Annotated in this window: 21 protein-coding genes, 1 pseudogene and 1 other annotated feature; of the genes and pseudogenes, 17 read left to right on the top strand and 5 right to left on the bottom strand. The window is 35.8% G+C overall.

The features are described 5' to 3' along the window. Nucleotides 1–50: 50 nt before the first annotated feature. Both TX86_RS23060 and TX86_RS23055 read left to right on the top strand, forming a co-directional pair. Complete coding sequence (locus tag TX86_RS23060) at nucleotides 51–626, top strand: LemA family protein (RefSeq protein ID WP_042352533.1); 576 nt, start codon at nucleotides 51–53, stop codon at nucleotides 624–626. Then, nucleotides 623–1,381, top strand: coding sequence for a TPM domain-containing protein (locus TX86_RS23055; protein ID WP_052343862.1), 759 nt, complete (start codon nucleotides 623–625; stop codon nucleotides 1,379–1,381). Before TX86_RS23060 ends, TX86_RS23055 begins: the two co-directional genes overlap by 4 nt. A 29-nt stretch (nucleotides 1,382–1,410) precedes the next feature. On the opposite strand, the gene TX86_RS23050 is transcribed toward TX86_RS23055, so the two are convergent. Both TX86_RS23050 and nagE read right to left on the bottom strand, forming a co-directional pair. Continuing rightward, a complete protein-coding gene (locus TX86_RS23050) occupies nucleotides 1,411–2,748 on the bottom strand; it encodes a hemolysin family protein (RefSeq protein WP_042352532.1) in 1,338 nt (445 codons plus the stop codon). 127 nt (nucleotides 2,749–2,875) lie between these two features. Next, nucleotides 2,876–4,333 (bottom strand): N-acetylglucosamine-specific PTS transporter subunit IIBC, encoded by a 1,458-nt coding sequence (gene nagE / locus TX86_RS23045; protein ID WP_042352693.1) that lies wholly within the window; start codon nucleotides 4,331–4,333, stop codon nucleotides 2,876–2,878. Between the two features lie 529 nt (nucleotides 4,334–4,862). Beyond that, nucleotides 4,863–5,088, top strand: a binding site (T-box leader). Between the two features lie 151 nt (nucleotides 5,089–5,239). Between nagE and TX86_RS23040 the strand changes: the two genes are divergently transcribed. From TX86_RS23040 to TX86_RS23030, 3 genes are all read left to right on the top strand, one after another. Further along, nucleotides 5,240–6,580 carry a sodium-dependent transporter gene (locus tag TX86_RS23040; RefSeq protein WP_042352530.1) on the top strand — a complete coding sequence of 447 codons (1,341 nt, stop codon included), beginning with the start codon at nucleotides 5,240–5,242 and terminating at the stop codon, nucleotides 6,578–6,580. Between the two features lie 263 nt (nucleotides 6,581–6,843). Then, nucleotides 6,844–7,506 carry a hypothetical protein gene (locus TX86_RS23035; protein ID WP_042352528.1) on the top strand — a complete coding sequence of 221 codons (663 nt, stop codon included), beginning with the start codon at nucleotides 6,844–6,846 and terminating at the stop codon, nucleotides 7,504–7,506. 15 nt (nucleotides 7,507–7,521) lie between these two features. Next, entirely contained in the window at nucleotides 7,522–8,769 is a 1,248-nt protein-coding gene (locus tag TX86_RS23030; RefSeq protein ID WP_042352526.1) for an efflux RND transporter periplasmic adaptor subunit, read from the top strand. A gap of 223 nt (nucleotides 8,770–8,992) precedes the next feature. Here TX86_RS23030 and TX86_RS23025 read toward each other — a convergent pair whose 3' ends face one another. After that, the gene (locus TX86_RS23025; RefSeq protein ID WP_042352525.1) at nucleotides 8,993–9,601 is read right to left on the bottom strand and encodes a histidine phosphatase family protein; all 609 of its coding nucleotides are present in this window, start codon (nucleotides 9,599–9,601) and stop codon (nucleotides 8,993–8,995) included. A 170-nt stretch (nucleotides 9,602–9,771) separates the two neighbouring features. On the opposite strand from TX86_RS23025, the gene TX86_RS23020 reads away from it, so the two are divergent. The 3 genes from TX86_RS23020 (at nucleotide 9,772) to TX86_RS23010 (ending at nucleotide 12,863) form a co-directional block, all read left to right on the top strand. Continuing rightward, on the top strand, nucleotides 9,772–10,110 hold the full coding sequence (locus tag TX86_RS23020) for a metal-sensitive transcriptional regulator (protein ID WP_042352524.1): 339 nt from the start codon (nucleotides 9,772–9,774) through the stop codon (nucleotides 10,108–10,110). A 13-nt stretch (nucleotides 10,111–10,123) separates the two neighbouring features. Beyond that, nucleotides 10,124–10,330 (top strand): copper chaperone CopZ, encoded by a 207-nt coding sequence (gene copZ / locus TX86_RS23015; protein WP_042352523.1) that lies wholly within the window; start codon nucleotides 10,124–10,126, stop codon nucleotides 10,328–10,330. A gap of 112 nt (nucleotides 10,331–10,442) precedes the next feature. Then, the gene (locus tag TX86_RS23010; RefSeq protein ID WP_042352522.1) at nucleotides 10,443–12,863 is read left to right on the top strand and encodes a heavy metal translocating P-type ATPase; all 2,421 of its coding nucleotides are present in this window, start codon (nucleotides 10,443–10,445) and stop codon (nucleotides 12,861–12,863) included. A gap of 95 nt (nucleotides 12,864–12,958) precedes the next feature. Here TX86_RS23010 and TX86_RS23005 read toward each other — a convergent pair whose 3' ends face one another. Further along, nucleotides 12,959–14,188: an FtsW/RodA/SpoVE family cell cycle protein gene (locus tag TX86_RS23005; RefSeq protein ID WP_042352521.1), complete on the bottom strand. Its 1,230-nt coding sequence runs from the start codon at nucleotides 14,186–14,188 to the stop codon at nucleotides 12,959–12,961. A gap of 381 nt (nucleotides 14,189–14,569) precedes the next feature. Between TX86_RS23005 and TX86_RS23000 the strand changes: the two genes are divergently transcribed. Continuing rightward, nucleotides 14,570–15,337, top strand: coding sequence for a hypothetical protein (locus TX86_RS23000; protein ID WP_042352520.1), 768 nt, complete (start codon nucleotides 14,570–14,572; stop codon nucleotides 15,335–15,337). Between the two features lie 75 nt (nucleotides 15,338–15,412). Here TX86_RS23000 and TX86_RS22995 read toward each other — a convergent pair whose 3' ends face one another. Next, nucleotides 15,413–16,603 (bottom strand): dicarboxylate/amino acid:cation symporter, encoded by a 1,191-nt coding sequence (locus TX86_RS22995; protein ID WP_042352519.1) that lies wholly within the window; start codon nucleotides 16,601–16,603, stop codon nucleotides 15,413–15,415. 284 nt (nucleotides 16,604–16,887) lie between these two features. Between TX86_RS22995 and TX86_RS22990 the strand changes: the two genes are divergently transcribed. The 8 genes and pseudogenes from TX86_RS22990 to cshA all read left to right on the top strand — a co-directional run bounded on the left by TX86_RS22990 (nucleotide 16,888) and on the right by cshA (nucleotide 24,831). After that, entirely contained in the window at nucleotides 16,888–17,952 is a 1,065-nt protein-coding gene (locus TX86_RS22990) for a D-alanine--D-alanine ligase (RefSeq protein ID WP_042352516.1), read from the top strand. Nucleotides 17,953–18,096: 144 nt separating this feature from the next. After that, entirely contained in the window at nucleotides 18,097–19,461 is a 1,365-nt protein-coding gene (locus TX86_RS22985) for a UDP-N-acetylmuramoyl-tripeptide--D-alanyl-D-alanine ligase (protein WP_042352515.1), read from the top strand. Nucleotides 19,462–19,679: 218 nt separating this feature from the next. Then, nucleotides 19,680–20,273: pseudogene (locus TX86_RS27890) on the top strand (protoglobin domain-containing protein); the annotation flags it as partial. Continuing rightward, nucleotides 20,253–21,053 (top strand): methyl-accepting chemotaxis protein, encoded by an 801-nt coding sequence (locus TX86_RS27885; RefSeq protein ID WP_439096888.1) that lies wholly within the window; start codon nucleotides 20,253–20,255, stop codon nucleotides 21,051–21,053. The pseudogene TX86_RS27890 and the gene TX86_RS27885, both read left to right, overlap by 21 nt. Nucleotides 21,054–21,205: 152 nt before the next feature. Further along, on the top strand, nucleotides 21,206–21,535 hold the full coding sequence (locus TX86_RS22975) for a hypothetical protein (RefSeq protein WP_042352513.1): 330 nt from the start codon (nucleotides 21,206–21,208) through the stop codon (nucleotides 21,533–21,535). Nucleotides 21,536–21,699: 164 nt separating this feature from the next. After that, nucleotides 21,700–22,005 carry an STAS domain-containing protein gene (locus TX86_RS22970; protein ID WP_042352511.1) on the top strand — a complete coding sequence of 102 codons (306 nt, stop codon included), beginning with the start codon at nucleotides 21,700–21,702 and terminating at the stop codon, nucleotides 22,003–22,005. 166 nt (nucleotides 22,006–22,171) lie between these two features. Then, nucleotides 22,172–22,870, top strand: coding sequence for an alpha/beta hydrolase (locus TX86_RS22965; protein WP_042352510.1), 699 nt, complete (start codon nucleotides 22,172–22,174; stop codon nucleotides 22,868–22,870). A 464-nt stretch (nucleotides 22,871–23,334) separates the two neighbouring features. Beyond that, nucleotides 23,335–24,831, top strand: a complete 1,497-nt coding sequence (gene cshA, locus TX86_RS22960) for a degradosome RNA helicase CshA (RefSeq protein ID WP_042352509.1) — start codon at nucleotides 23,335–23,337, stop codon at nucleotides 24,829–24,831. Nucleotides 24,832–24,927: the final 96 nt, after the last annotated feature.

Raw genomic sequence — 24,927 nt, 5'->3', positions numbered from 1 at the left:
TTGAGGTATATGAGTAGAATAATAAAGAGATTTTTTTCTGAGGTGATTATGTGAAGAGATTTGGACCAATTTTAATTGTAGGGATCATTATTGTAGTATTAGCAGTTACGTTAGTTTCTAGCTATAACGGGCTTGTGAATAAAGAAGAAGATGTGAATCAGGCTTATTCACAAGTAGAGAATCAATTACAACGTAGAGTTGATTTAATACCTAATTTGGTGAATACAGTGAAAGGTTTTGCTAAGCAAGAGAAAGATGTTATCAATAGTGTGACAAACGCTAGAGCAAAATTAGCTGGAGCCAACACACCAGCTGATCAAGCAACTGCGGATGGTGAATTAACAAATGCTTTGAATCGATTGCTTGTAGTGGTTGAAAATTATCCAGAGTTGAAGTCAGATGCAAATTATCGTCAATTAATGGATGAATTATCAGGGACAGAAAATCGTTTAACGGTAGCACGTAAAGACTATAATGACCAAGTTTCAACTTTTAATCGAAGTGTCAAACGATTCCCAGGGTCTCTAATGGCAGGTATGTTTGGCTTTGATGAGAAGGAATATTTTAAAGCGCAAGAAGGGGCTGAAAAAGCACCAACTGTTGACTTTGAGGGGAATGGAGAATGATTAAGCGAGCTGCTTTCATACTGGTAGCAGCTTTTAGTCTTTTCTTTGGTTACTTTCTGAACGATGGACTTGCAGCAGATGTACCAGCTCCTAGGGGAGACATATACGTTCAGGACTTTGTAGGGGTTCTTTCTAGTGAACAAAAAGCTGAATTAAATCAACTAGGTAGAAATCTAGAGAATGGTACTTCAGCCCAAATTTCAACTTTGATTATCGATTCCTTAGAGGGAGAATCAATAGAGGAGTATGCGAATAAAGCATTTAGACAATACGGTATTGGTAGTAAGAAAGAGAATAATGGCGTATTGCTTGTGCTTGCAATGGATGACCATAAGATTCGTATTGAAGTAGGTTATGGTCTTGAAGGAGCGTTACCAGATGGAAAAGTAGGTAGAATTATGGACCAATTCGCCGTACCTTATTTGAAGAATAATGAGCCAGATCAAGCTGTCATTCAGACATATAAGGTTTTATATAATGAAACAGCCGCTGAATATAACTGGGATGGAGAGACAGCCAAAGCCATCCCATATAAGGATACAACTGATGATGGGATGAATCCTATAGTTGTCATATTAGGTGTTATAGGTCTGGTTATTCTCATATTTCTAGATATGAAGTTCTTTGGAGGAACACTCACGCATTTACTACTTATGATTATTTCTCGTGGAGGCGGTGGTGGAAGAGGTGGAGATGGGCCAAGAGGAGGAGGCGGTGGATCTTCTGGGGGTGGTGGTGCAAGCCGCGGCTGGTAAAAGAGTAAAGAGGACGAAATGTCCTCTTTTTATTTTTTTATCTCATCTATAGATGTTTCTTGGAATTCTTTGATAGGTTCAATTAAAATCTGATCAATTCGTTTCCCATCTAAGTCAACTACTTCGAACGAGTAGCCTTGGCAGGTTACTCTACTTCCTCTTTCCGGCAAGTCTCCTAGTAAGTAAATGAGTAGACCAGCCACAGTATGGTAAGAGGAGCGATCCTCATCGGGTAATGGTTGAGTTAAATGAAGAGCTCGTTTCAAATCATCGATATGCAAGAGTCCATCTGCTAAGAAAGTTCCATCATGACGTACGACTAATTCTGGCTGCTCCTCTTCAACAGGAATCTCACCAACAATCGCTTCAAGAATATCGAATAATGTTAGTAATCCGAGAAATCCTCCGTACTCATCTAGTATGAAAGCTATCTCACTTCCGTTCTTTTGCATCAATTGAAGAACAATACTAGCATCATCCATTGCTCTTGGAACAACGAGTGGTTGTTTTAATTTCTTCATTAAAGCTTGCATATTCTCTAATGGTAGTTCTGTTAATAAGTCGCGAACCTCAATATAACCAACGAAGTCATCTAAACTGGCACGCCCTACTGGAAGCTTATTATGTTTACTATTTATAATCATTTCTGTTATTTCATCAACTGAATCTTCTAAGTCAATCCATTCTAATGTCGTACGTGGTTGCATCAATTCATAAGCTCGTTGGTCGTGAAAGGCGAAAACGCGTTCTACTTGTTGCACTTCGTCATGTTCAAATGCACCTTCTTGAGCACCTTTTGATAGTAATTGTCTAATTTCAAATTCTGTTTCCTCTGTGGAACGTTCCTGTTTCAATCCAAGGAAGCTAAATAAAAATAAGGTTGATTTAGATAGAATCCAAATAAAAGGTCTCATTAGCTTTGAAAAGGTATCCATGCTTGAGATAACAGTCATAGAAACACGCTCAGGAGCAACGATTGCAATTCGTTTTGGTACGAGCTCTCCAATAATGAGAGACAGATATGTAATAACTGTAACGACAATAATATAACTAATGGAATACGCATATTCACTATTTAGCCCGAATCCGCTTAATATGTCAGCGAGTGGAGTGGATAAGCGAGCACCTCCGAATGCTCCATTAATAATACCAATTAACGTAATGCCAACTTGAACAGTTGAGAGAAGATTGGTAGGATCTTTGGTATATTGCAACGCTAATTTGGCACTTCGTTTACCTCGGTTCGCTTCATATTGTAATTTGGATGGATTTGAAGAAATGAGCGCGAGTTCTGTCATGGCAAATACACCATTAAAAAGGATTAATAAAAGAACGATTAAAAAGTCAATTAGCCAAGACGAATCCATGGCTATCATCACCACCAGTTGTAGTATATTCTTATTTTAGAATAATAAAAAGGTATTTTATTGTGCAAAAAAAGGCTAAATCGTATCATGAACGATTTAGCCTTTTTATTAAAGTAGTTCTACTTCATTATTTGCGGATTTTTGCGATTTCATCCGCAACGAATTGAACTTGAGTACCAACGATTACTTGGATGCTAGTTTCACCAACAACCTTAATTCCTGGTACGCCAGTAGATTTGATTTTGTTTTGATCTACTTTGTTCATATCTTTTACTTCTAAACGAAGGCGAGTAATACAGTTATCAACAGAAACAACGTTAGCGTCTCCGCCTAAACCTTCATAAATTACTGCAGCCATCTTAGCAAATTTTTCGTTACCAGTTGCTTGTCCGCCAGCAACTTCATCAGTGTTATCGTCTTCTGGATCTCCATCTTCTCTACCAGGAGTCTTAAGGTTGAATTTAACAATTAAGAAACGGAATAAGAAGTAGTAGATTAAACCAAATACAAGACCTTGAACTAATAACATATATGGTTGGTTAGCAAGTGGTAATCTTGAACTTAATACAAAGTCGACAAGACCTGCACTGAAACCAAATCCTGCAGTCCAGTGGAATAGGGCAGCTACTGCTAATGAAATACCTGTTAATACAGCGTGTACTACGTAAAGTGCTGGAGCAGCGAACATGAATGCGAATTCAAGTGGCTCAGTAACACCTGTGAAGAATGCAGCGAAACCAGCTGCGATAAATAATGATGCTGCTTGTTTCTTTCTAGATGATTTAGCAGTGTGGTACATTGCTAAACCAGCTGCTGGTAAACCAAACATCATAACTGGGAAGAAACCAGCTTGATACATACCAGTTACACCTTTTTCACCTGTGCTTGCCCAGAAGTTACCGATATCATTGATACCTGCAACGTCAAACCAGAATACAGAGTTTAATGCGTGGTGTAAACCTGTAGGGATTAATAAACGGTTGAAGAAACCATAAATACCAGCACCTGCAGCGCCTAACTTACTGATTGCTTCCCCGAAATTAACAAGACCAGTGAATACTAGTGGCCAAACGAAGAAAAGGATAGCAGAAACAACTAACATTGAAACCGCTGTCATAATAGGTACTAGACGTTTACCACTAAAGAATGCTAAAGCATCTGGTAATTTCGTTTGACTAAATCGGTTGTACATAGATGCTGCTACAAGACCTGAGATAATACCAACGAAAGCATTACCGATTTTTGCAAATGCTGGATCTACAGCATCAGGTTCAATACTTTGTAACATCGCTACTACATCTGTGCTAAGTAGAGTAGTAACAACTAGATAAGCAACTAAACCACTAAGTGCGGATGAGCCATCTTTGTCTTTCGACATACCTAAAGCTACCCCAACAGCGAATAGAATAGGTAAATTATCGATAAGTGAACCACCAGATTTGATTAAGAAAGCTGCAATTGGGCTATCTGCACCCCAACCAGATGGGTCAATCCAATAACCGATACCCATTAGAATAGCAGCTGCTGGTAATACTGCTACCGGTAACATCAGTGAACGACCAAGTTTTTGTAAATACTTCATGATCATAATGGAATTTCCTCCTTGAAAAGTTGCTACAAGCAATTCACATCATGTTATAGATTCGTGCAAAATAAATTTTATAATTTCTTGCAAGCCATATGAATGTACAACATAAGAATTGCTATAAGTTATGTTTGATTACTAAAAAATTTATAAAAATTTTCAGTAGTACAAACATATCTTTTGTGCGTTTTTATTATATCAAGATAATTAGTGGTATAGACCGATTAGTTAATATTTATTATGTCCATATTGTGAAATAAGATTATGGATTAACATCAAAAAAATGTAAATACAAGCGTTTTCAATTTAGTTTTCATTGCGAAGAAACTGAGGATAAAATGTGAAGTTTATAAAATCAAGTGGTTTATTATGTAAAAATATTGTTGGGTAAATAGTTAGATCTCGTGAACCTATGTGGAGTATAGAAGGGTTATGAGGGTGTCAGATATTTATAAAAAATTCTAAAATAGTAAGCTTGACCTTTTTCTGTTATCATAATATAATTTCGAGTATTATTAAAAAAATATCGTATTGAGCGAGGAAAAGAACTAATTAAGCCGGTCTCCCTGTTAATAGAGAATCAGTGGTTGGTGCAAACTGATACAAAGATTAGGTGAATTTCACTCTTGGAGCTCTCTTTATATTGCATCCTAGGCCATGTAATATAAAGACGGATTAAACCGTTATTTTATGAAGTGGGAAGCAAAATTTGTTTCCAATTAGGGTGGTACCGCGTGATAAGCCACGTCCCTATCTTTTAGATAGAGACGTGGCTTTTTTGTTTGGAATTGTAAATGGAAGTATTTTGCAATTATTGAACTTATCTCTTTATTTCGAACATTCCGAAAATAAAGTGTGTACTTATTGCGTTAAATAAATAAAATCAACTAGATTGGATGGATTCTTATGGAGAAGACCGAGCAATGGTCATCGAAGATAGGCTTTATATTAGCTGCTGCCGGATCGGCTATTGGTATAGGTGCGATTTGGAAGTTACCGTATGTTACAGGTGTTAGTGGAGGAGGAGCCTTCTTTCTTCTATTCATATTATTTTCCTTATTAATTGGATTCCCATTACTATTAGCGGAGTTTATTATCGGGAGAAGCACGCAGAAAGAAGCAATTAGTGCATATAAGCTGCTTGCTCCAAATACGAATTGGAATTTGATTGGTAAGCTCGGCGTGTTTACATGTTTTCTGTTGTTATCTTTTTATAGTGTAATTGGCGGTTGGATCGTTATTTATCTTGTAAAAGGGTTATACGGAGGAATTATTAGTGAAGGTGCTCATTATGGAGAACTTTTCAATCAAACAATTGGTAATCCTTTATTAACAGTTATTGCACAAGGTGCGTTTTTAGGAATTACAATTTTAGTAGTAGCGAAAGGCATTCAAAATGGGATCGAGCGAGCTAGTAAAATCTTAATGCCTGCACTATTCGTTTTATTTCTGATCTTAATCATTCGTTCACTTACATTAGACAATGCAATTGAAGGTGTGAAGTTCTTCTTAGCTCCTGACTTTTCACATATCACTTCAGAGAGTATTCTGTTTGCAATGGGACAAGCTTTCTTCAGTTTAAGTGTTGGTGTATCTGTTATGGTTACGTATAGTTCTTATTTATCGAAGAAGGAAAGCTTGATTCAACCAGCGATTTCTATTGTATCAATGAACTTAACTATCGCTTTATTGGCGGGTCTAGCAATTTTCCCAGCTGTTTTCTCATTAGGATTGGAACCAGCTGAAGGACCTGGATTATTGTTCGTGGTGTTACCTTCTGTTTTTGATCAAATTTTCTTTGGTGAAGTATTCCTTGTTTGTTTCTTAGCATTATTCTTATTTGCTACGTTAACTTCTGCATTTTCTATGCTAGAAATCATTGTAGCAGCTGTTGTAAAAGGGAACGAAAATAAGCGAAAAAAATTCGCAGTTATTATTGGTTTGCTGATTTTCGTTGTTGGTGTTCCATCTGCGTTATCATATAGTGTATTAAGTGATGTAACTATATTTTCGAAAAGTATCTTTGATGCAGCAGATTATTTAGTAAGTAATATCTTAATGCCACTAGGCGTACTGCTAATCTCTATCTTTGTATCTTGGAAAATTAAGAAGAATATCTTGCAAACAGAATTACTTTCACATTCGAGATTCGGTACAACTGCGTTTAATATTTGGTTTTTCATTATGAGATATATTATTCCGATTGTAATTGTTGTTGTATTTTTAAATATTATCGGTGTTATCTAATACTATAGAAGAAACTCATCATTTTTTATGTCACTTTATGCTTTTTGTGTAAAGTGACATTTTTTGATTTGGAGTAAAACAACAAGAAATATCCTAAATTAAAATGGACTGGCAACGGCTCTGCGTATTTTCTACAAAATTATCACTTTTTATTGTAAAATTGCTATTAATTTGTAAACATTTCAGAGATTTTAGTTTAAAATGAAAAAGGTAGTCTTTTTTTGTAAGACGATAATTAGGAAAATTTAATTGGGGGATGTAAAATGACTTTCCGGATACACCCATTGCTTGGAATCTTTAGACCGGAGAAGTATAGCTATCAATTGAAGGAAGCAGAGGCCTTTAGAGGATACAAGCGAATGATCGCGCTTCTCTTTTTTGTGAGCTTATGTACATATGGGGTTAGTGCAGGATTTGGAATAGGAACTGAATCATTATCCAAAGAAATAACTAATTGGACTAACGGTGAATTGGAAGTTCGTAAGCAGTTATTTTTTGTTGGTAGACTATTACTAGGACTACTTGTTCCATGTGTATTTTTGTTTTTAAGTTCACTGTATTATTGGTGTTTTTCAAATGGTTCTTTTAAGAAATATGTCATTATGCAAATGACTGTTTTTTGTATTTATTTGTTAGAGCAAATCATTCAGATACCAATGTTTGTTTTACTACATATCGATGCAACATCTAATCCTTTATCATTAGGAATTGCTGCGCAATATTTAACAAACAAGGAGATTATTATTCACTTCTTTAGTCAAATAACAATCTTCCAGATTGGTATGATGTTTGTAGTAGTTTACTATTTACGTAAATTAACAGAGTTAACGAAGAAACAAGTAATTTCAATTGTAATTTTGCTGTTTGTATTTTATTGGGCAATTTCTAGTCTGTTTTCTTATATAAAAATAGGTGTCTTTTTTTAAGGGGGAAAGAGGAACGTGAAAAAAAAGTGGAAAATAACACTCATCTCTTTACTTACCGTTGCTTTTATTGGAGGCAATCTTTTTCTCTTATTTAAAGAAAGCAGTAAAGCAGATCGAGTATCGTATATAAAAGAGTGGACTAGAGTTCAAAAAGACGATGTTAAAGAGACGTTCCAAACAAAAGGTGTTGTGCAGCCTGAAACTAAGCATGGAGTCTACTATGATGAGCAACAAGGACCATTTTCTTCATTTTTAGTTAAAGAAGGAGATGTCGTTTCAGCAGGTACAGGCTTATTTACATACGGCTCTAAAGATTTGGAAGATGAGAAAGCTGAAGTGGATGCGGAAATCACTCAAATCCAAGGTGAGTTGGATGGTGTAAATGAAGAAATAGCTGAATTAAAGAAATTAACAACACCATCATCTACAAGTGGAACTTCTTCAACTTCTGGAAATAAAGATCTAAAAGTAGAAGTTAATGTTGATGTTACTAGCGGTGTAAAGACTGATGTTGAAAAAGCAATTCTAGCAGCAGAAACTGAAGCTAGTAAATTAAAAGCAAAACTAGAGAAATATGAAAGTAAGTTAAGTCGTATTTCAGATAAAATTAGTCAAACAACCGTCAACAGTGAAGTGGAAGGTCAAGTCGTAGCTATTAATAAAGATATGCAAAACCCAATTATTACGATAGCATCAAAGACATTAGCGGTTGAAGGTGAATTAACTGAATCGCAAATGAAAAAAGTAGCTGTTGAGCAGCAAGTGAAAATGCATTCTACTCTTCATGATCAAGACTATGAGGGCAATGTTCAACAAATCGTTTCATATCCTAAAGGCAATCCAAGTGTAGATAAAGAAACGAAATATCCGTTTATGGTGAGACTAAATGACGCTGATGAGCAATTGCTACCAGGTGCAAAGCTTAGTATGCAGGTTATTGTAAATGAGGTTAAGGATGTACCAGTTGTTGCAACGAAGTCAACTTTCAAAACAGGCAAGAAGATGAATGTGTATCAGCTTAATGAAAAAGGTTTTGTTAAAAAAACAAAAATTACTCCAGGTCTTTCTTTTGCAGGAAAACAAGAAGTAACCAATGGAGTTAAAGAAGGAAGCCTTATTGTGGTTAAGCCGAAATTAATACACGCCAATAATTCAGCCTTCATTACACCAATGACAACAACAACAATTCAAAAATATAATTTAAAACAATTATCGAAAAAACAAATGGCAAAATATTTGTTAATGGGTGTTTTCGAGAATTAAAGTAGATGGCTCTAATTCAATCATTTGGATTAGAGTCTTTTTTGAAGGATAAGAATGTATATAATTTTGAATGGTGTCTAGCTCCAGCGCCCAGCGACTAGTAGATTTCGCCCATCTCCCTACGATAAGTCAACATGAAAAAGGCTACCGCCTCTTCGTGTTGACTTTATCTCAGTCGAAGTGCTCCAATCTATACGTCGCTAAACGGACGCTTGCGCTTTTCTTATTTCGCGTGAGACATATCGCCTTCATACTCGATTGTTAGATTCTTTCCATCATATATAACTTTCGTTAAGCTTGTGTTGCCAGGAGGGTCTTGTTCGAATACTTTCGCAATTGGTAAGTTCTTTAATGTAGCAAACACGACACGTAAGAAGATGGAATGCGCTACAACGAGAACCGTACCTTCTTTATTTTCATCTAGAATTAATTGAAGAGCTTGCTTAGCACGGTCTTGTACGTCATGAAAGGTTTCTCCGCCTTTGCCAGTGAATAAATGTGGTGTTTCCCAGAAGCATTTATGATCATCTGGATACTTGGCGATGACATCATCTCGTAACATGCCATCCCATTCACCAAAATACATTTCACGGAACAGGTCGTTTTTGATTAGAGGGATATTTCTACCGTTTGCCACAATCTCTGCCGTTTCGGAGGCTCTTTTACTAGTACTAGAATAGATTTTATCGAGATGGGTATTATTTAAACGTACAGCTAAATTGTAGGCGTCAGAACGACCTAGCTCGGTTAATTCTCCGTTCCCCCAACCTTGCATACGATGTTCGACATTCCACTCGGTCTGACCATGACGCGTAAAATAAATAGTAAGCATTCTATGAAATCTCCTTCTTTGTTAAATGGTCTTGATAATAAGTAAATTGTACATCAATAAAAGAATAACTGTAATACAAGGTATTAGTACAAATTGTGGAAATAAAACTTTGGGCTTTACATAGGGTAGGGGGGTATAGTATATTATAGTCGTGGGGAGGGAATAAGATTATGAATAATGACTCGAACGAATTTGTATCTGAAGACTCTTGTTGTCTTCAACATTCCGATCGTAAAAGCCACCATTCAGATAATGTAAAGAAAAATCTTATTACTCGCTTGAATCGCGTGGAGGGGCAAGTTCGCGGCATTAAAGGGATGATTGAAAAAGATGTGTACTGTGACGACATTATTACACAACTTGCTGCAACACAATCGGCTCTGAATAGTGTGGCTAAATTGCTACTTGAAGGGCATATGAAAAGCTGTGTTCTTGAGCGTATTCAACAAGGTGATATGGATGTATTAGATGAAGTTTTAGTTACTATACAAAAATTAATGAAGAAATAAGGAGAGATGAATCATGGAAAAATCTACTTTAATCGTAAAAGGTATGTCATGTGGTCACTGTGTAAAGGCTGTAGAAGGAAGCGTTGGTGAACTGGAAGGTGTTAAGAGCGTTGCAGTAAACTTAAGTGATAGTAAAGTTGATGTAGAATACGATGCATCTGTCGTAACATTAGAGACCATTAAAGAAACAATCGATGATCAAGGATACGATGTTCAATAACGAAAAGCGGAGTTATTTATAGGTCTTATAAAGTAAGGGGGAGCTCGGTTCAAGTAACCGAGTTTTTCTAGAAATAATATATACCCCATAAGGGTATAAAGAGGTGAGTTCAGTGAGTGAACAATCAAAAGAAACAACGTTTAATATAACAGGTATGACATGTGCTGCCTGTTCGGCAAGAATAGAAAAAGGATTGAATAAAATGGAAGGTGTAGAGCAAGCCAATGTTAACTTAGCTCTAGAGAAATCGACCATTACGTACGATCCAAAAAAAGTGAAACCAGAGGAACTTCAACAAAAAATAGAGAAGCTTGGCTACGGTGTTTCAATGGATGTAGCGGAGTTTAATATAACAGGCATGACGTGCGCAGCTTGTTCAACAAGAGTTGAAAAAGGGCTGAACAAAATGGATGGCGTTACAAGTGCTAATGTAAATTTAACACTTGAAACTGCGACTGTAACATACAATCCTGAAGCAGTTTCACCGAGTGATATTATTGCCAAAGTCGAAAAGTTAGGCTATGGTGCGGAAAGAAAGCAAGATAAACAGGGTGAACAAATTGATCATCGTCAAAGAGCAATTGAAAAGCAAAAATGGAAATTCATCATCTCTGCGATTTTATCATTGCCATTACTATATACAATGGTTGGACATTTCTCCTTTACATCGTGGATTTATATGCCTGATTTCTTAATGAATCCATGGTTTCAGTTCGCATTAGCAACACCTGTGCAATTTATTATTGGTAGCCAGTTTTATATTGGAGCTTTTAAAGCACTCAGAAACGGTAGTGCCAACATGGATGTACTTGTTGTTTTAGGAACTTCAGCGGCCTATTTCTATAGTTTATATCAAAGCATTCAATCAATTGGTGCCCATGCGCATGAGTTGAGTCTGTATTACGAAACTAGTGCTGTACTGATTACATTGATATTATTAGGTAAATTATTTGAAGCGAAAGCAAAAGGTCGCTCTTCAGAAGCGATTAAGAAGTTAATGGGTTTACAAGCTAAAACAGCAATTGTGGAAAGAGATGGTGAAGAAATAGAAGTACCATTAGAAGAAGTAACCACTGGTGACATAGTGTTCGTAAAACCGGGTGAAAAAGTACCTGTTGACGGCGAAATTGTAGAAGGACGATCAGCTCTTGATGAATCAATGATTACAGGTGAAAGTGTACCTGTTGATAAAGTTGTAGGTGATGCTGTAATAGGGGCAACCATTAATAAAAACGGCTTCTTGAAAATTCGAGCTACTAAAGTGGGTAGTGATACAGCTCTTGCACAAATCGTGAAAGTAGTAGAGCAAGCCCAAGGCTCAAAAGCTCCTATCCAACGATTAGCAGATAAGATTTCTGGTATATTCGTTCCAATCGTTGTTGGGATTGCGGCAGTTACCTTCTTGATTTGGTACTTTATAGCTGATCCAGGTAACTTCCCAGAAGCATTAGAGAAAATGATTGCAGTGTTAGTCATTGCATGTCCATGTGCGCTTGGCTTGGCTACACCAACTTCTATTATGGCGGGTTCTGGTCGAGCTGCTGAATTTGGGATTTTGTTTAAAGGTGGCGAACATTTAGAGCAAACACATAAGATTGACACAGTGTTGCTTGATAAAACAGGAACAGTTACAAACGGAAAACCTGTTTTAACAGATGTAGTTTTGGCTCCTAATTGGAATGAAAAAGAGTTACTCGGTTTAGTAGCTTCAGCTGAGAAACAATCTGAGCATCCGTTAGCAGAGGCAATTGTAAAAGGTGTACAGGAAAAAGGAGTTGCCTTAACACAAGTAGAGTCATTTGATGCGGTACCAGGCTTTGGGATTGAAGCGAAAGTAAACAATCGTATATTGCTGATTGGTACTCGCAGGTTGATGGAAAAACATTTAGTAACCATTGATGAACTTGGTCATCAAGCAATGAACGGATTTGAAGAAGAAGGAAAAACGGCTATGCTTGTTGCTGTTGATGGATCTTACGCAGGTATTGTAGCTGTAGCAGATACCATTAAAGATTCATCAAAACAAGCAATCAATCGTTTGATTAATATGGGTATTGATGTTTGGATGATTACAGGAGACAATGAGCGAACTGCAAAAGCTATTGCTCAAGAAGCAGGCATTCAACATGTAATTGCAGAAGTTTTACCGGAGCAAAAGGCAAATGAAGTGAAGAAACTTCAAGAGAACGGAAAGCATGTTGCAATGGTAGGAGACGGAATTAATGATGCTCCAGCTTTAGCGGTTGCGGATATTGGAATGGCAATTGGAACAGGGACAGATGTAGCAATGGAAGCGGCTGATATTACGTTAATGAGAGGCGATTTAAATTCCATTGCGGATGCGATTATGATGAGTAAATCTACTGTTCGAAACATAAAGCAAAACTTATTTTGGGCACTTGGCTATAATACACTAGGTATCCCGATTGCGGCATTAGGATTTCTTGCTCCTTGGGTAGCGGGGGCCGCGATGGCATTTAGTTCTGTAAGTGTCGTGTTGAACGCATTACGTCTTCAAAAAATTAAGCTTTAAATAAAACAATCTCCTCCGTAATCTGGGGAGATTGTTTTTGTGTTTTTTGTAAAAAATAACCAATAGTATTGATTTACTATCGGATATTTTTTGAACTATCCACGTATTGTATGGGAGCGTTTTCTCTTCATTGGTGATGAAGAAGTTTTAGTTGGGGTGGAAAACATGGATGCTCTTGAATAATACTGAATACTAAAGATAACTCCCATAGCCATCATTGTTCCCATTAATGAACTACCACCATAGCTTATGAATGGTAAAGGAATACCTGTAATCGGAAGAACTTGAATGGTCATACCGATATTTTGAAACACATGGAAGGTAAGCATGCTAATAATGCCGGCACACACATAAGATATAAAACCATCTGCAGCAGAAAGAGCGATTTTAATCAGATGATAAATTAAAATAAAATACAAGCCTATCACGATACTCCCGCCTACAAAGCCAAATTCTTCTCCAATGACACTAAAAATAAAATCAGAATGGCTTTCTGGTATATAGACTACGGCTTTTGTAAATCCTTTCCCAGTCATCATGCCTGAGCCAATGGCATCTAACGATTGTTCTAAGTGAAAAGCCTCTTTTCCTGCATATTCTTCTGGTCTAAGCCAAGCATAAATTCGTTTAAATTGGTAGGATTCCACGCCTAAATATTTTTGTAGTAATTCCGGAAAATATAAAACGAGATAAATGAGTAAACTACCAATACTAATACCGCCACCGATAGCTGGAAGGAGTATTTTCCAATTGATTCCTGAAACAAGTACAATTCCGAGAAAAATCGAAATGATTACAAGAGATGTACCTAAATCAGGCTGTTTCATAATAAGTGCTAGAGGGAGCAGGGTTACAACTCCTAATTTTCCAAGTAAAACTAAATCTGTTTTAATAGTTTTAATCTCTGTTGTTTGTTGATGCGAAATGGCAATTCGACTAAGAATCAGAATGAGGAAAGTCTTCATGAATTCGGATGGTTGTATAGCGATTCCTCCAACGGGGAGCTTAAACCAACTGCGAGCCCCATTGATTTTAGGTACAAGACTTTCGGGTGAGATGATAATTAAGATTAGAAGTAAAATACCAAAACCGTATAGATACCAGGATAATCTTCTTATTTGATCGGGATCGAAGTACATAATAATCGCAACAATTACTGAGCCAATTACATACCATTGAATTTGTTTGAATACGAAATTCGTTGTGCCGTATTGACCGGTTGCCTGAGCACTATAAATAGCGAGACAACTGACCAGGAGAAACAAAAATATTATTAGACAAAGTGTCCAGTCGAATCGTTCTGAAAACGTTTGACGTTTTTTCATAGGTAACACCTTTCTACATTAATAAGATTATGTATAATGCTAACATTTCAACCGTATACTTACAATTCTGTAAATATGTAATTTTCTTAAATATACAGGATAAGCTTACTTGATTACGATTATATTACGTTATAGCATAATGACTTTAGTTCACTTGAAATTTTTGTTATACTTGATGAAAAGTCTTACTTTACAGGAATAAAGGAAGTAAGCGTTGTATAAAAGTATAGTATCAATGGGATAAAGACAGAAATTTTAGAAAAAACGAACTATAATTTTAAATAGCAAAATTAATTCATTAAGTGTGATGAAGAGAAAGAGCTATTACAGAATAAGAATAACGATGTCAGCGTTTGGGGTTTGTTTTGGGAGGCTTTAATAATGAGAAATGATACAAAAGAATTATTATACATACATCTACATGCTTCTGACCGTTTCGTGTTATCAAGTGGTCTTACATTTGAAGATTTTTATCGTACGCTTTCAAAGCCTCTTCAAAATATACTTTTGCTGAAACATCGCTATGAAGATGGAGAATATAATCGAAATACTTTACTTGAGTTTGTATATCAAGAGGATATACAAAAGTTGGTTAAGACAAATCCAGACCGTATAGGGGATTTTTGTTGGATTGATTTTGAGGATGAATCGGGGTTAGATGCTCTAGATGGGCAGCAGTTAGCAGAATTACTGTATTTAGCCCACTGTAAGAATCATTTACGCCCACCATTTTATCGAATGTTAAATAATGAATTTGTATATTTATCGCATCATGATGATTGGTTTAATAAAATTTATTACCGATCATTAGATCAATTCTTTCAGCAATTAGGATTGTTCATTCCACATAAAATGGAAAGCTTAAAAGTAGAAAAAACATGGCTAGGTATTCGAAAAAGAGCGGACTATCCAGGAATTCCAATCGAGACTTTTATTAGATTATCCTCTTTCATGGCTGAAGGGATTGTCATATCCTTTGAACAAATTGAACAATCGAGAAATCGTCTTGAGGTACCTATTTGGGTTATTGGTGATTATAATGATATTGATGAAGTGGCTGATAGCTATAAAGAGCTGAATCAAACAGAACCAGATGCAAAGTTAATCTTTATTCGCAAGACGAAAGAATGGGCACTTGTGTTGAAATAAAATATAGTAATATTGAAAATGAAAAGAGCTGTTCGAAAGGTGATTGTAATCACTTTTCAAACAGCTCTTTTTTGATTAAGACGCTACTTGTTCGACTTGTTCTTCTTCCTTATCGTCAGAAGCGAATGTATTTGAAAGAACTGTAATAGCCCCGTCACCTGTTACATTACATGCTGTTCCAAAGCTATCTTGTGCTAAATATAAAGCAATCATAAGTGAAAGCATTGTTTCTGTAAATCCTAGCATAGATCCTAATAAGCCAAGAGCGGCCATAACAGCTCCTCCAGGAACGCCTGGTGCTGCAATCATTGTAATTCCTAACATCAGAATAAATGGGAGCATAGTAGAGAATGTTGCTACTTGTCCTTGTAATAACATAACAGCCATAGCACAGCTAACTAATGTAATCGTGCTTCCTGATAAATGGATTGTCGCTAATAATGGAACAGAGAAATTAGCAACACGTTTCTTCACCCCAAGATTCTTCGTATGACGCATTGTAACTGGGATTGAAGAAGCAGATGATTGTGTGCCCAGTGCTGTAAAGTAAGCTGGCATCATTTCTTTTAACATTTTAAGTGGATTTTGTTTAGAGACTGTTCCTGCAATACTATATTGAATTAGTAGCATTGTTACATGTAAAGCAATAATCATAATGAATACTTTTGCAAATACGCTCATAATCATAGTGATTTGTCCACCCTGTGTCATGTTAGCGAAAATTCCAAAGATATGAAATGGTAATAGTGGAATAATAATGGCATTAATTACTTTTTCAATAATCTCTTTAAAATCATTCATTACATGTTGTAGAGCATTTCCTTTAATAGCTGTTAAGCCAAGTCCGATTGTGAAAGCGATAAGTAGCGCAGTCATTACACCCATTGCTGGTGGCATATCTACTTTGAAAAAAGGTTCAAGCAATGCTTCTTCTGGATTATTAAAACTTGCTTGAGCTTGATTATTTAAGATAAAAGGATAAAGTGTTTTCGCTGCTACGAAAGCTAATAAACCAGCAAAAATTGTTGAGGCATATGCGAATCCTGTTGTAATTCCAAGCATTTTACCTGAACCTTTACCCATTGTGCCGATTCCAGGTGCGATAAAGCCAATAATAATTAGTGGAATAATAAAGCCTAGAAAGTTACCGAAAATCCCATTGAAAGTAGCGAAAATGCGAATAATTTCCTTAGGAGCTACAAGACCAATCGTAATCCCAAGAGCAATTGCTAGTATAATGCGTGGAAGTAAACCGAATCGTTTCATAATGTCCTCCTTAAACGAACAAGTGTATTTTATACATGGATTATACCTTGATTTTTGAAAGAAGTTAAGAGGTGAATAAAAAATAAAACTTTTCAGAAAATTATTTTGATATAATTATTGTGGTTGATTTTATTTGAATAACGTACACTTTACGAATCTGGGCATAAAATAATAAGGTGATTTAGGCAGTCGTAATTTTTTGATAAACAAACATGATATTATTTCCTTGATAGAAAAATAAAGTGGTACAATAGAATGGCTGAAAAAGTAATGGAGGTATCGTAATGAAGATGAAATTAGGATTACTTTATGGTGGTAAATCTGCAGAGCATAAAGTATCTTTACAAACTGCACTTGCAGTATCAAAGGCATTAGATTTTACTAAATTTGATATATATCCGGTTTATATTACAGTAGAAGGAAATTGGATAACTGGGGATCAATTAACTGCCCCTGCAAAAAATGTGGAAGAGTTAACACTTACTCCAAAAGGCGATGAGTTCATTGTAGGCTTAGCTAACAATGCTATTGATAAGCCGTTTGATGTCATTTTTCCGTTACTTCATGGGCCGAATGGAGAAGATGGAACAGTTCAAGGAATGCTTGAATTGTTAAATATTCCGTATGTGGGTAATGGAGTATTAGCATCTTCAGCGGGAATGGATAAAGTAGTAATGAAGAACGTCTTTGCTCAAGCTGGTTTACCACAAGTAAATTATGTTTGGTGTACTCGTAAACAATGGGAACAAAATGAAACGAAAACATATGAACAAGTAGAACAAGAGCTTGGCTATCCTTGCTTTGTGAAGCCAGCAAACTTAGGTTCTAGTGTTGGTATTAATAAATGTTCTAATCAAGAAGAATTAAAAGCTGCTTTTGAAGAAGCTTTCCAATTTGATCGTCGAATCATTATTGAAGAAGGCGTGACTGCTCGTGAAATTGAAATTGGTGTACTTGGTAATGAAGATCCACAATGTTCAGTAGCTGGAGAAATCATTCCTAAAGATGTGGCATTCTACGATTATCAAGCGAAATATGAAGATGGGAATACAGGGCTTGTTATTCCGGCGGATATTTCGAAGGAAAAGTATGAAGAGATGAAACAACTTGCTGTAACAGCGTTTCAATCATTAGATTGTGCGGGTCTTGTGCGTGCGGACTTCTTCCTAACAGAAGACGGAAGATTTATCATTAACGAAGTAAACACGATGCCTGGCTTTACGCCTGTTAGTATGTTCCCACTAATGTGGAGAGAAACAGGATTGGAATATCCAAAACTAATTGAAAAACTAATAAACCTTGCTTTAGAACGTTATGAAGAGAAACAACAAATTAAACATACGTTCTAAGTAAATAGAGGATTTAATGTAAGGAAGCAAGCAGAAACAAGTGAATTGATTCTGCTTCTTTCGTATGTCTACATTAGAATCATATATATAGCTCTTACACATGATAAGAAAATCAATAGAACCTTTACGTATTGGAGGAAGAAAATGATCAAGCGAACACTCGAACAAATTGCATCTATGATTGGATTAGACAGCATGAAGCAACGAACAGAACTCATCTCAGGTGTAGCCATTGACTCAAGGAAGGTTAAGAAGGGGAACTTATTTGTACCTTTTCAAGGTGAAAATACAGATGGTCATGCGTATGTTGCAAGTGCGATTGCAAATGGAGCTGGTGCTGCACTATGGCAGAAAGATGTACCTAATCCTCCTGCCGATTTACCGATTCTATTAGTTGATGATACTTTAGAAGCTTTACAGAAGCTTGCAGAGAGTTATTTACAGCAAGTTTCTCCAAAGGTTGTCGGGGTAACAGGAAGTAACGGAAAAACAACGACAAAAGACATGATTGCTTCTCTTCTTTCACAAAAATATAGCGTTCATAAAACAGAGGGTAATTATAATAATCATTTAGGTCTTCCTTTAACGATTTTAGGAATGACTGAAGAAACAGAAGTAGCTGTTCTTGAAATGGGTATGAGTGGTAGAGGAGAAATTGAATTATTGTCTAAGTTGGCAAAACCTGATATTGCTGTCATTACGAATATTGGTGAAGCTCATTTATTAGACTTAGGGTCAAGAGAAGGTATCGCTGAGGCCAAATTAGAAATTACAACCGGGCTGAAAGAAAATGGCGTTATGATTTATCATGGTGATGAACCATTACTTCATAGTAAATTATCACAAAGTCAGTGGAAAACATGTTCGTTTGGTCGAGAACAAAGTAATACAATTTATCCGTTAACTATTGAATCTGGCCAAGATCAAACAACTTTTTCAACGAATCTGTATAACGAAGCTTTTGTTCTACCGGTACTCGGAAACCATAATGTATTAAATGCGTTAGCTGCAATCCTTGTTGCGAGAGAGTTAGAGGTTGATTCTTCAGCTATTGCTAAAGGGTTAGTAGATTTAAAGGTCACTAATATGCGAATGGAAATGGTGGATGGCAAGCAAGGTGAGAAAATCATTAATGATGCATATAATGCTAGCCCAACATCTATGAAAGCAGCTATTGATCTTGTTGTGGAATTAAAAGGTTTCGGCCAAAAATATCTTGTTTTAGGTGATATGCTTGAGCTTGGTCCAGATGAAATTCAATTCCACCGAACAATTGGTGAATCATTGAAACAAGGTACAATTGATCAGCTATTTACATTTGGGACTCTTGCTAAGTATATAGCTGAGGGGGCTAAGACGGTTTTAGGAGAAGATTGTGTACACGCTTTTCTTGATAAACAGGCATTAATTCAAGAGTTGAAACAACGTACACAGAAAAATGATTTAGTGCTTGTTAAGGCATCTAGAGGTATGAAATTAGAAGAAGTAGTTCAAGAGCTACAAAAATAATAATTCGATATAAAGTCCTGAAAGAATCTCCTTTCAGGCTTTTTTGATTGTGGAAATATAAGAAAAATTTACTATTATTTTCATAAAAATGTCAGAAAATACAAACAATAATAGACTATTTTCGTATATACTGAAAGAAAAACAGTCCGTTTTTTATAGGTTTAAAGACATTATATAAGAGTAGCGAAGCTTTTTATAATGCGTTGGGGGGATAAGGGATGAGTGGTTGTCCATTTAGAAGTCTGTTTCAGAACCAAAAAGGGGCTGTCGATCTTTTTCGTAAGACTTCTATACAAGATACAAATGTATTAAAAGAGAATGGAGAGAATCAGCAAGAAATTGGCAAGCATTTCAGGCAGTTAATGCAAGGTAAACAAAAGTTATTAATTAAGTTTGTGAATTTAACTGAAGTAGATATTCAAACTTTGACCCAAATTAAGTCCATCTTAGCACGAAATATTAATCATATTGTAGAAAGCTTCTATAGTCAGTTGCTGGAAATACCGAAGCTAACAGAAATTATACAGGAACATTCCACTGTTGAAAGGCTGAAGCAAACACTTTCGCAATATTTATTAGATATGGTTTCTGGAGAAGTCGGAGAAGAGTACGTTGTGCGAAGAAAGATTATTGGGAATGTGCACAACCGCATCGGCCTCTTTCCAGAATGGTATATTGGTGCGTATACCATTATACAGAATGAAGTATTAAAGATTTTAGCAAAAGAGTTAGGAAACTGGGAAGATGTTAGTAGAACCTATACATCATTTCGAAAACTATGTGCATTTGATATGCAAATTGCAATCTCAACTTATATTGACTCCTTTACTTCTTCCATGATGAAATTTAATGAAATTGAAGAATTACAATTCAAATTAAATGATTCAGCATCTGCACTTGCTGCCACTTCCCAACAAACGACATCCTCTATTGCAGATAAAGAAACTCAAGTGTTGCATATGTTAGAGGAAATTGGATCTATTAAAGATAACTCAAGAGAGATGATTAAACGGGTTGAATCAGGAAAGAAAAATGTAGCTGCATCTTTGACAAAGATGGATGAGGTAGTTGATTTAATCCATTCTACAAAAGGGCTTACTAAAGAGCTAAGTGATAGCTCTACTCAAATAGGTCAAGTGGTTAAAACGATAAGAGGAATATCCAATCAAACGAATATCCTATCGTTAAATGCAGCGATTGAAGCCGCAAGAGCAGGAGAACACGGAAGAGGTTTCTCGATTGTTGCACAAGAAGTTAGGAAACTTGCTCATCAGACAGAGAATGCGCTTGACCATATTCAAAGTCAAATAACGGCTGTTCAGTATACAATAGATCAATTTGAGAAAAGCTTTCAAACCATTGTGGATGAAACAAGTCAGTTTCGTGATATAAACCATAACATCATTGATATTCTGGATAATTCAGTAGATAGTGTAAAAACAAGTGATGAACGAATTAGTAACTTTAGTAATGCCGTACATGACTTTAAGAAAACTTTTGAGGAGATTACTAAAGCTTCTTATGGAATTTCTGAAATGGCAGAGCAATTAAGTTTCTTTAATAATGAATTGACGGATAAATTTAAATCATAAATCCTTTAGAAGAAGTTGTTCTTGATTTTCGGAAAAGAGTACCATTTATCAGCATTTTAGAATTCTTATCGTTCACTATTATTTGATCTAGAGGTATACTATGCGGTCTTAAAGCTAGAAACAAAATATATAATAGTAAACTGAGGTGTACTATGAATCAAATGTTGAAGTACGAGGGGCAGGAATTTATTAGTGAAGTTGATATGGCTGAAATTCTTTTGAATGAGGCGAATGAAAGGGTAGTTGGAATTGATATGGGAGAATTTTCTAACTCTCAAGGGGAAAGAAATTATATTAAATTTCGATTAATGCATCTTCAAAGAACACTGTCACAAAGTGTTTCTACAGAAGTACGTCCAATTTTTAATTCAATTTGGAGTCAGTTATACCGCTTAGAACACCAATGTCAGTTTAAACATCCATTTTTAGAGAAAATCAAAGGGCATATAAGAAGTGAAGTTCAAAAACAAAAATCATTATAAGAATCGCATGATATTCAAAATAAAAACCTTCTTAAAAAGGTTTTTTTTCCGACTTTATATAAAGGCTCTGTTATAAATTCGTATGAATAATTTTGCTGAAGTTGGAGGCAATTGATAAAGTTATACAATCAATCAATCAATCATTTGAAGGGAGCCACGCACATATGCTTCAAGTAACGTTGAAAGATTCAACTTTGTTCATTACAGTAGAAAATGATATCCATTTTGAACACTTACCAGAATTAGAATGCGATTTACAAGATTTTAAACCACCATTTAATGTGGTGAGAATATGTTTGGATTTATCAAAGGTCCGATTTATAGATAGTACGGGTGTCGTGTCTTTACTTAATTGGCTCCACCCTTTATCACAGAAATATTCAGTAGAAATGATGGGTTTAAATGAACACGTAGAATCCATCTTAAAGATATGTGAGATTGAACATTTTTCAGCTATAAGTATTATATAAAGCGTGTTGTAAGCCTGGAATGAATTATTCTAGGCTTTTTTGATTTGGGTTTTGAGTTTTGATTAGTACAATAAATCATTTAAGAAAGTGTACAATGAATGGTAGGGTGTGTAGTTACCAATCAAAGCTTCGCCTTATCCAAATTCTTATTATGCGGTGATCAGATATGAAGAAGATAGGTTGTTTATGTATACATGGTTTTACCGGAGCACCTTTTGAGGTAGAACCTTTAGCGGAGTATTTTCGATTTCATACTAATTGGGAAATTGTTGTTCCGACATTACCTGGTCATGGAGAGAATGGTGACTTATCTTCTATCCAATATATGGAGTGGATCGCGTGTGCGGAAGATGCATTGCAACAGCTATTCGAACGTTGTGAAGAAATCTTTGTTGTTGGATTTTCGATGGGGGGAATCATAGCTTGTAATTTGGCAAAGAAATACCCTGTAAAAAAATTAGTATTATTGAGTGCAGCAGCAAAATATATCAGTGCAAAGCAACTTTCATTAGATATTAAGGATGTAATAAAAGACTCGTTTCGTGGAAACATAAAAGATAATGAGTTGTATAAACGATACACCACGAAAATAAAGCAGACGCCGCTTCATGCTACAGGACAATTTCGTACATTGGTAGCAGCAAATGCTAAAGTGTTTAAAGATATTACAATTCCAGTATTCATTGCTCAAGGGAGAAGAGACGGTATTGTGCCTCCGAAAACGGCAGGGTTTCTTTACAGGAAACTAGCTTCAGATTACAAAGTTGTATACATTGATGAGGAAGCGAAGCATTTAATATGTCACAGCCCTCATAATGAAACGCTATTCCATATTATCCAACAGTTTTTACTCAAGGAAAAATAGTTTAGAGTTGATATGGTAGCTTCATTGCATAAAAAGTCAATAGGTGTTATTATGTTCTGTAGGACATCTTTTGATAAAAGTAGTATAATTATTATTTAACATAAAAATGATTATGTTACTGTATAATGAATAAGTTTTAAACTTAGGTATATTTTGAGAAAATTTTAGGCCAATTTTGGTTTTTTTAATAGTTACGAAAAAAATTACTTTGTTAAGTGTTAATGCGTAAAAACCAGTATATTCTATGTCTAATTTTTCACCTAACACGCTAAGGATATAAGTCATTTCTCTGCTGGACTAACAGTTCCTTGAGAATCGTCTTATGCTGTGGGTGCTAGTGTTAAGACACTTCAGCATACCGCTTAATTGCGTGTTTTCTTCGTTTTCTTAATGAACGTGAGACTGGTGACGGTTTTTCTTGAGATATATTAAGTTATTTCTCGATAAAAAGGAGTTAGGAAAAATTGACTTTGTTTAGTGAATTAGGACTGCAAAAGTCCACAATGCGTTCTGTAGAAAAAATGGGGTTTGAAGAGGCAACGCCAATTCAAGCACAAACAATTCCTGTAGCACTTGAAGGTAAAGATATTATCGGTCAAGCACAAACAGGTACTGGTAAAACAGCTGCTTTCGGTATTCCTTTAATGGAAAAAATCGATACAAGCGCTGAGCATGTTCAAGGTATCGTAATCGCACCAACTCGTGAGTTAGCGATTCAAGTATCTGAAGAACTATTTAAATTAGGTTATGGTAAACGTGTACGCGTACTAGCTGTATATGGCGGGCAAGATATTGAACGTCAAATTCGTGCACTTAAGAAGAAGCCACATATCATCGTAGGTACACCAGGTCGTTTATTAGACCACATCAACCGTAAGACTCTTAAATTAGGTAACGTTGAAACAGTTGTTCTTGATGAAGCGGATGAAATGTTAAACATGGGCTTTATTGAAGATATCGAGTCTATTCTTTCAACTGTTCCTGAAGAACACCAAACATTACTATTCTCTGCTACAATGCCAGAACCAATCCGCAAAATTGCTGAACGTTTCATGGAAGATCCACACCACGTTAAAGTAAAAGCAAAAGAAATGACAGTTGATCGTATTCAACAATATTATGTTGAATTGAAAGAAAACGAAAAGTTCGATGCACTTACTCGTTTACTTGATATTCAAACACCAGAATTAGCGATTGTATTCGGTCGTACGAAGCGTCGTGTTGATGAATTATCAACTGCTTTAAACCTACGTGGTTACACAGCAGAAGGAATTCATGGTGATTTAAGCCAAGCGAAGCGTCTTTCTGTATTGAAGAAATTTAAAGATGGAAGTATTGATGTACTAGTTGCAACAGACGTAGCAGCTCGTGGATTAGATATTTCTGGTGTAACACATGTTTACAACTTCGATATTCCACAAGACCCTGAAAGCTATGTTCACCGTATTGGACGTACAGGTCGTGCTGGAAAAACAGGTGTTGCGATTTCATTCGTAACTTACAGAGAAAGAAATCAATTATATTTAATTGAAAAAACAACGAAGAAACGTATGGATCGTCTTCAAGTTCCAACAATCACACAAGCTATTGAAGGACAACAAAAAGCAGTAACAGAGAAAATTGTTAATACACTTGAAAATGAAGATTTAACAATTTATTTATCAACAGCTGCTGAGTTATTAGAAAAGCATGATGCACAAAGCTTAGTTGCAACAGCGTTAAAACTAATGACGAAAGAGCCCGATAATACACCAATTAAATTAACTGGTGAAGCACCGGTTGCATCTAAGAAAGATCGTAAATTTAACAGTGGTTCTAAACAACGTAATGGACGTGCTTATAACCGTAAAGATCAAGGTGGAAAACGTCGTAATGATCGTGACCGTAACCGTAGCTATAACGGCGATCGTCGTAGCAATGGTGGTAATGGAAGAAGAGAACGTTCTGAGCGTTCTAACTAATATACGGTTGAAGAAAGGTTGCTCTAATAATAGGGCAACCTTTTTTTATTGTGTGTAAAGGGTTAAGTTAGAGAACAATAGGGGTAAAAGGAGGTC

Source organism: Bacillus massiliigorillae, from assembly GCF_000380245.2.
In the GTDB taxonomy this organism is placed as follows: Bacteria; Bacillota; Bacilli; order Bacillales; family DSM-1321; genus Bacillus_AD; species Bacillus_AD massiliigorillae.
The sequence above is the reverse complement of the archived record's forward strand: the minus strand, read 5'-3'. Positions and strand labels throughout refer to the sequence as shown.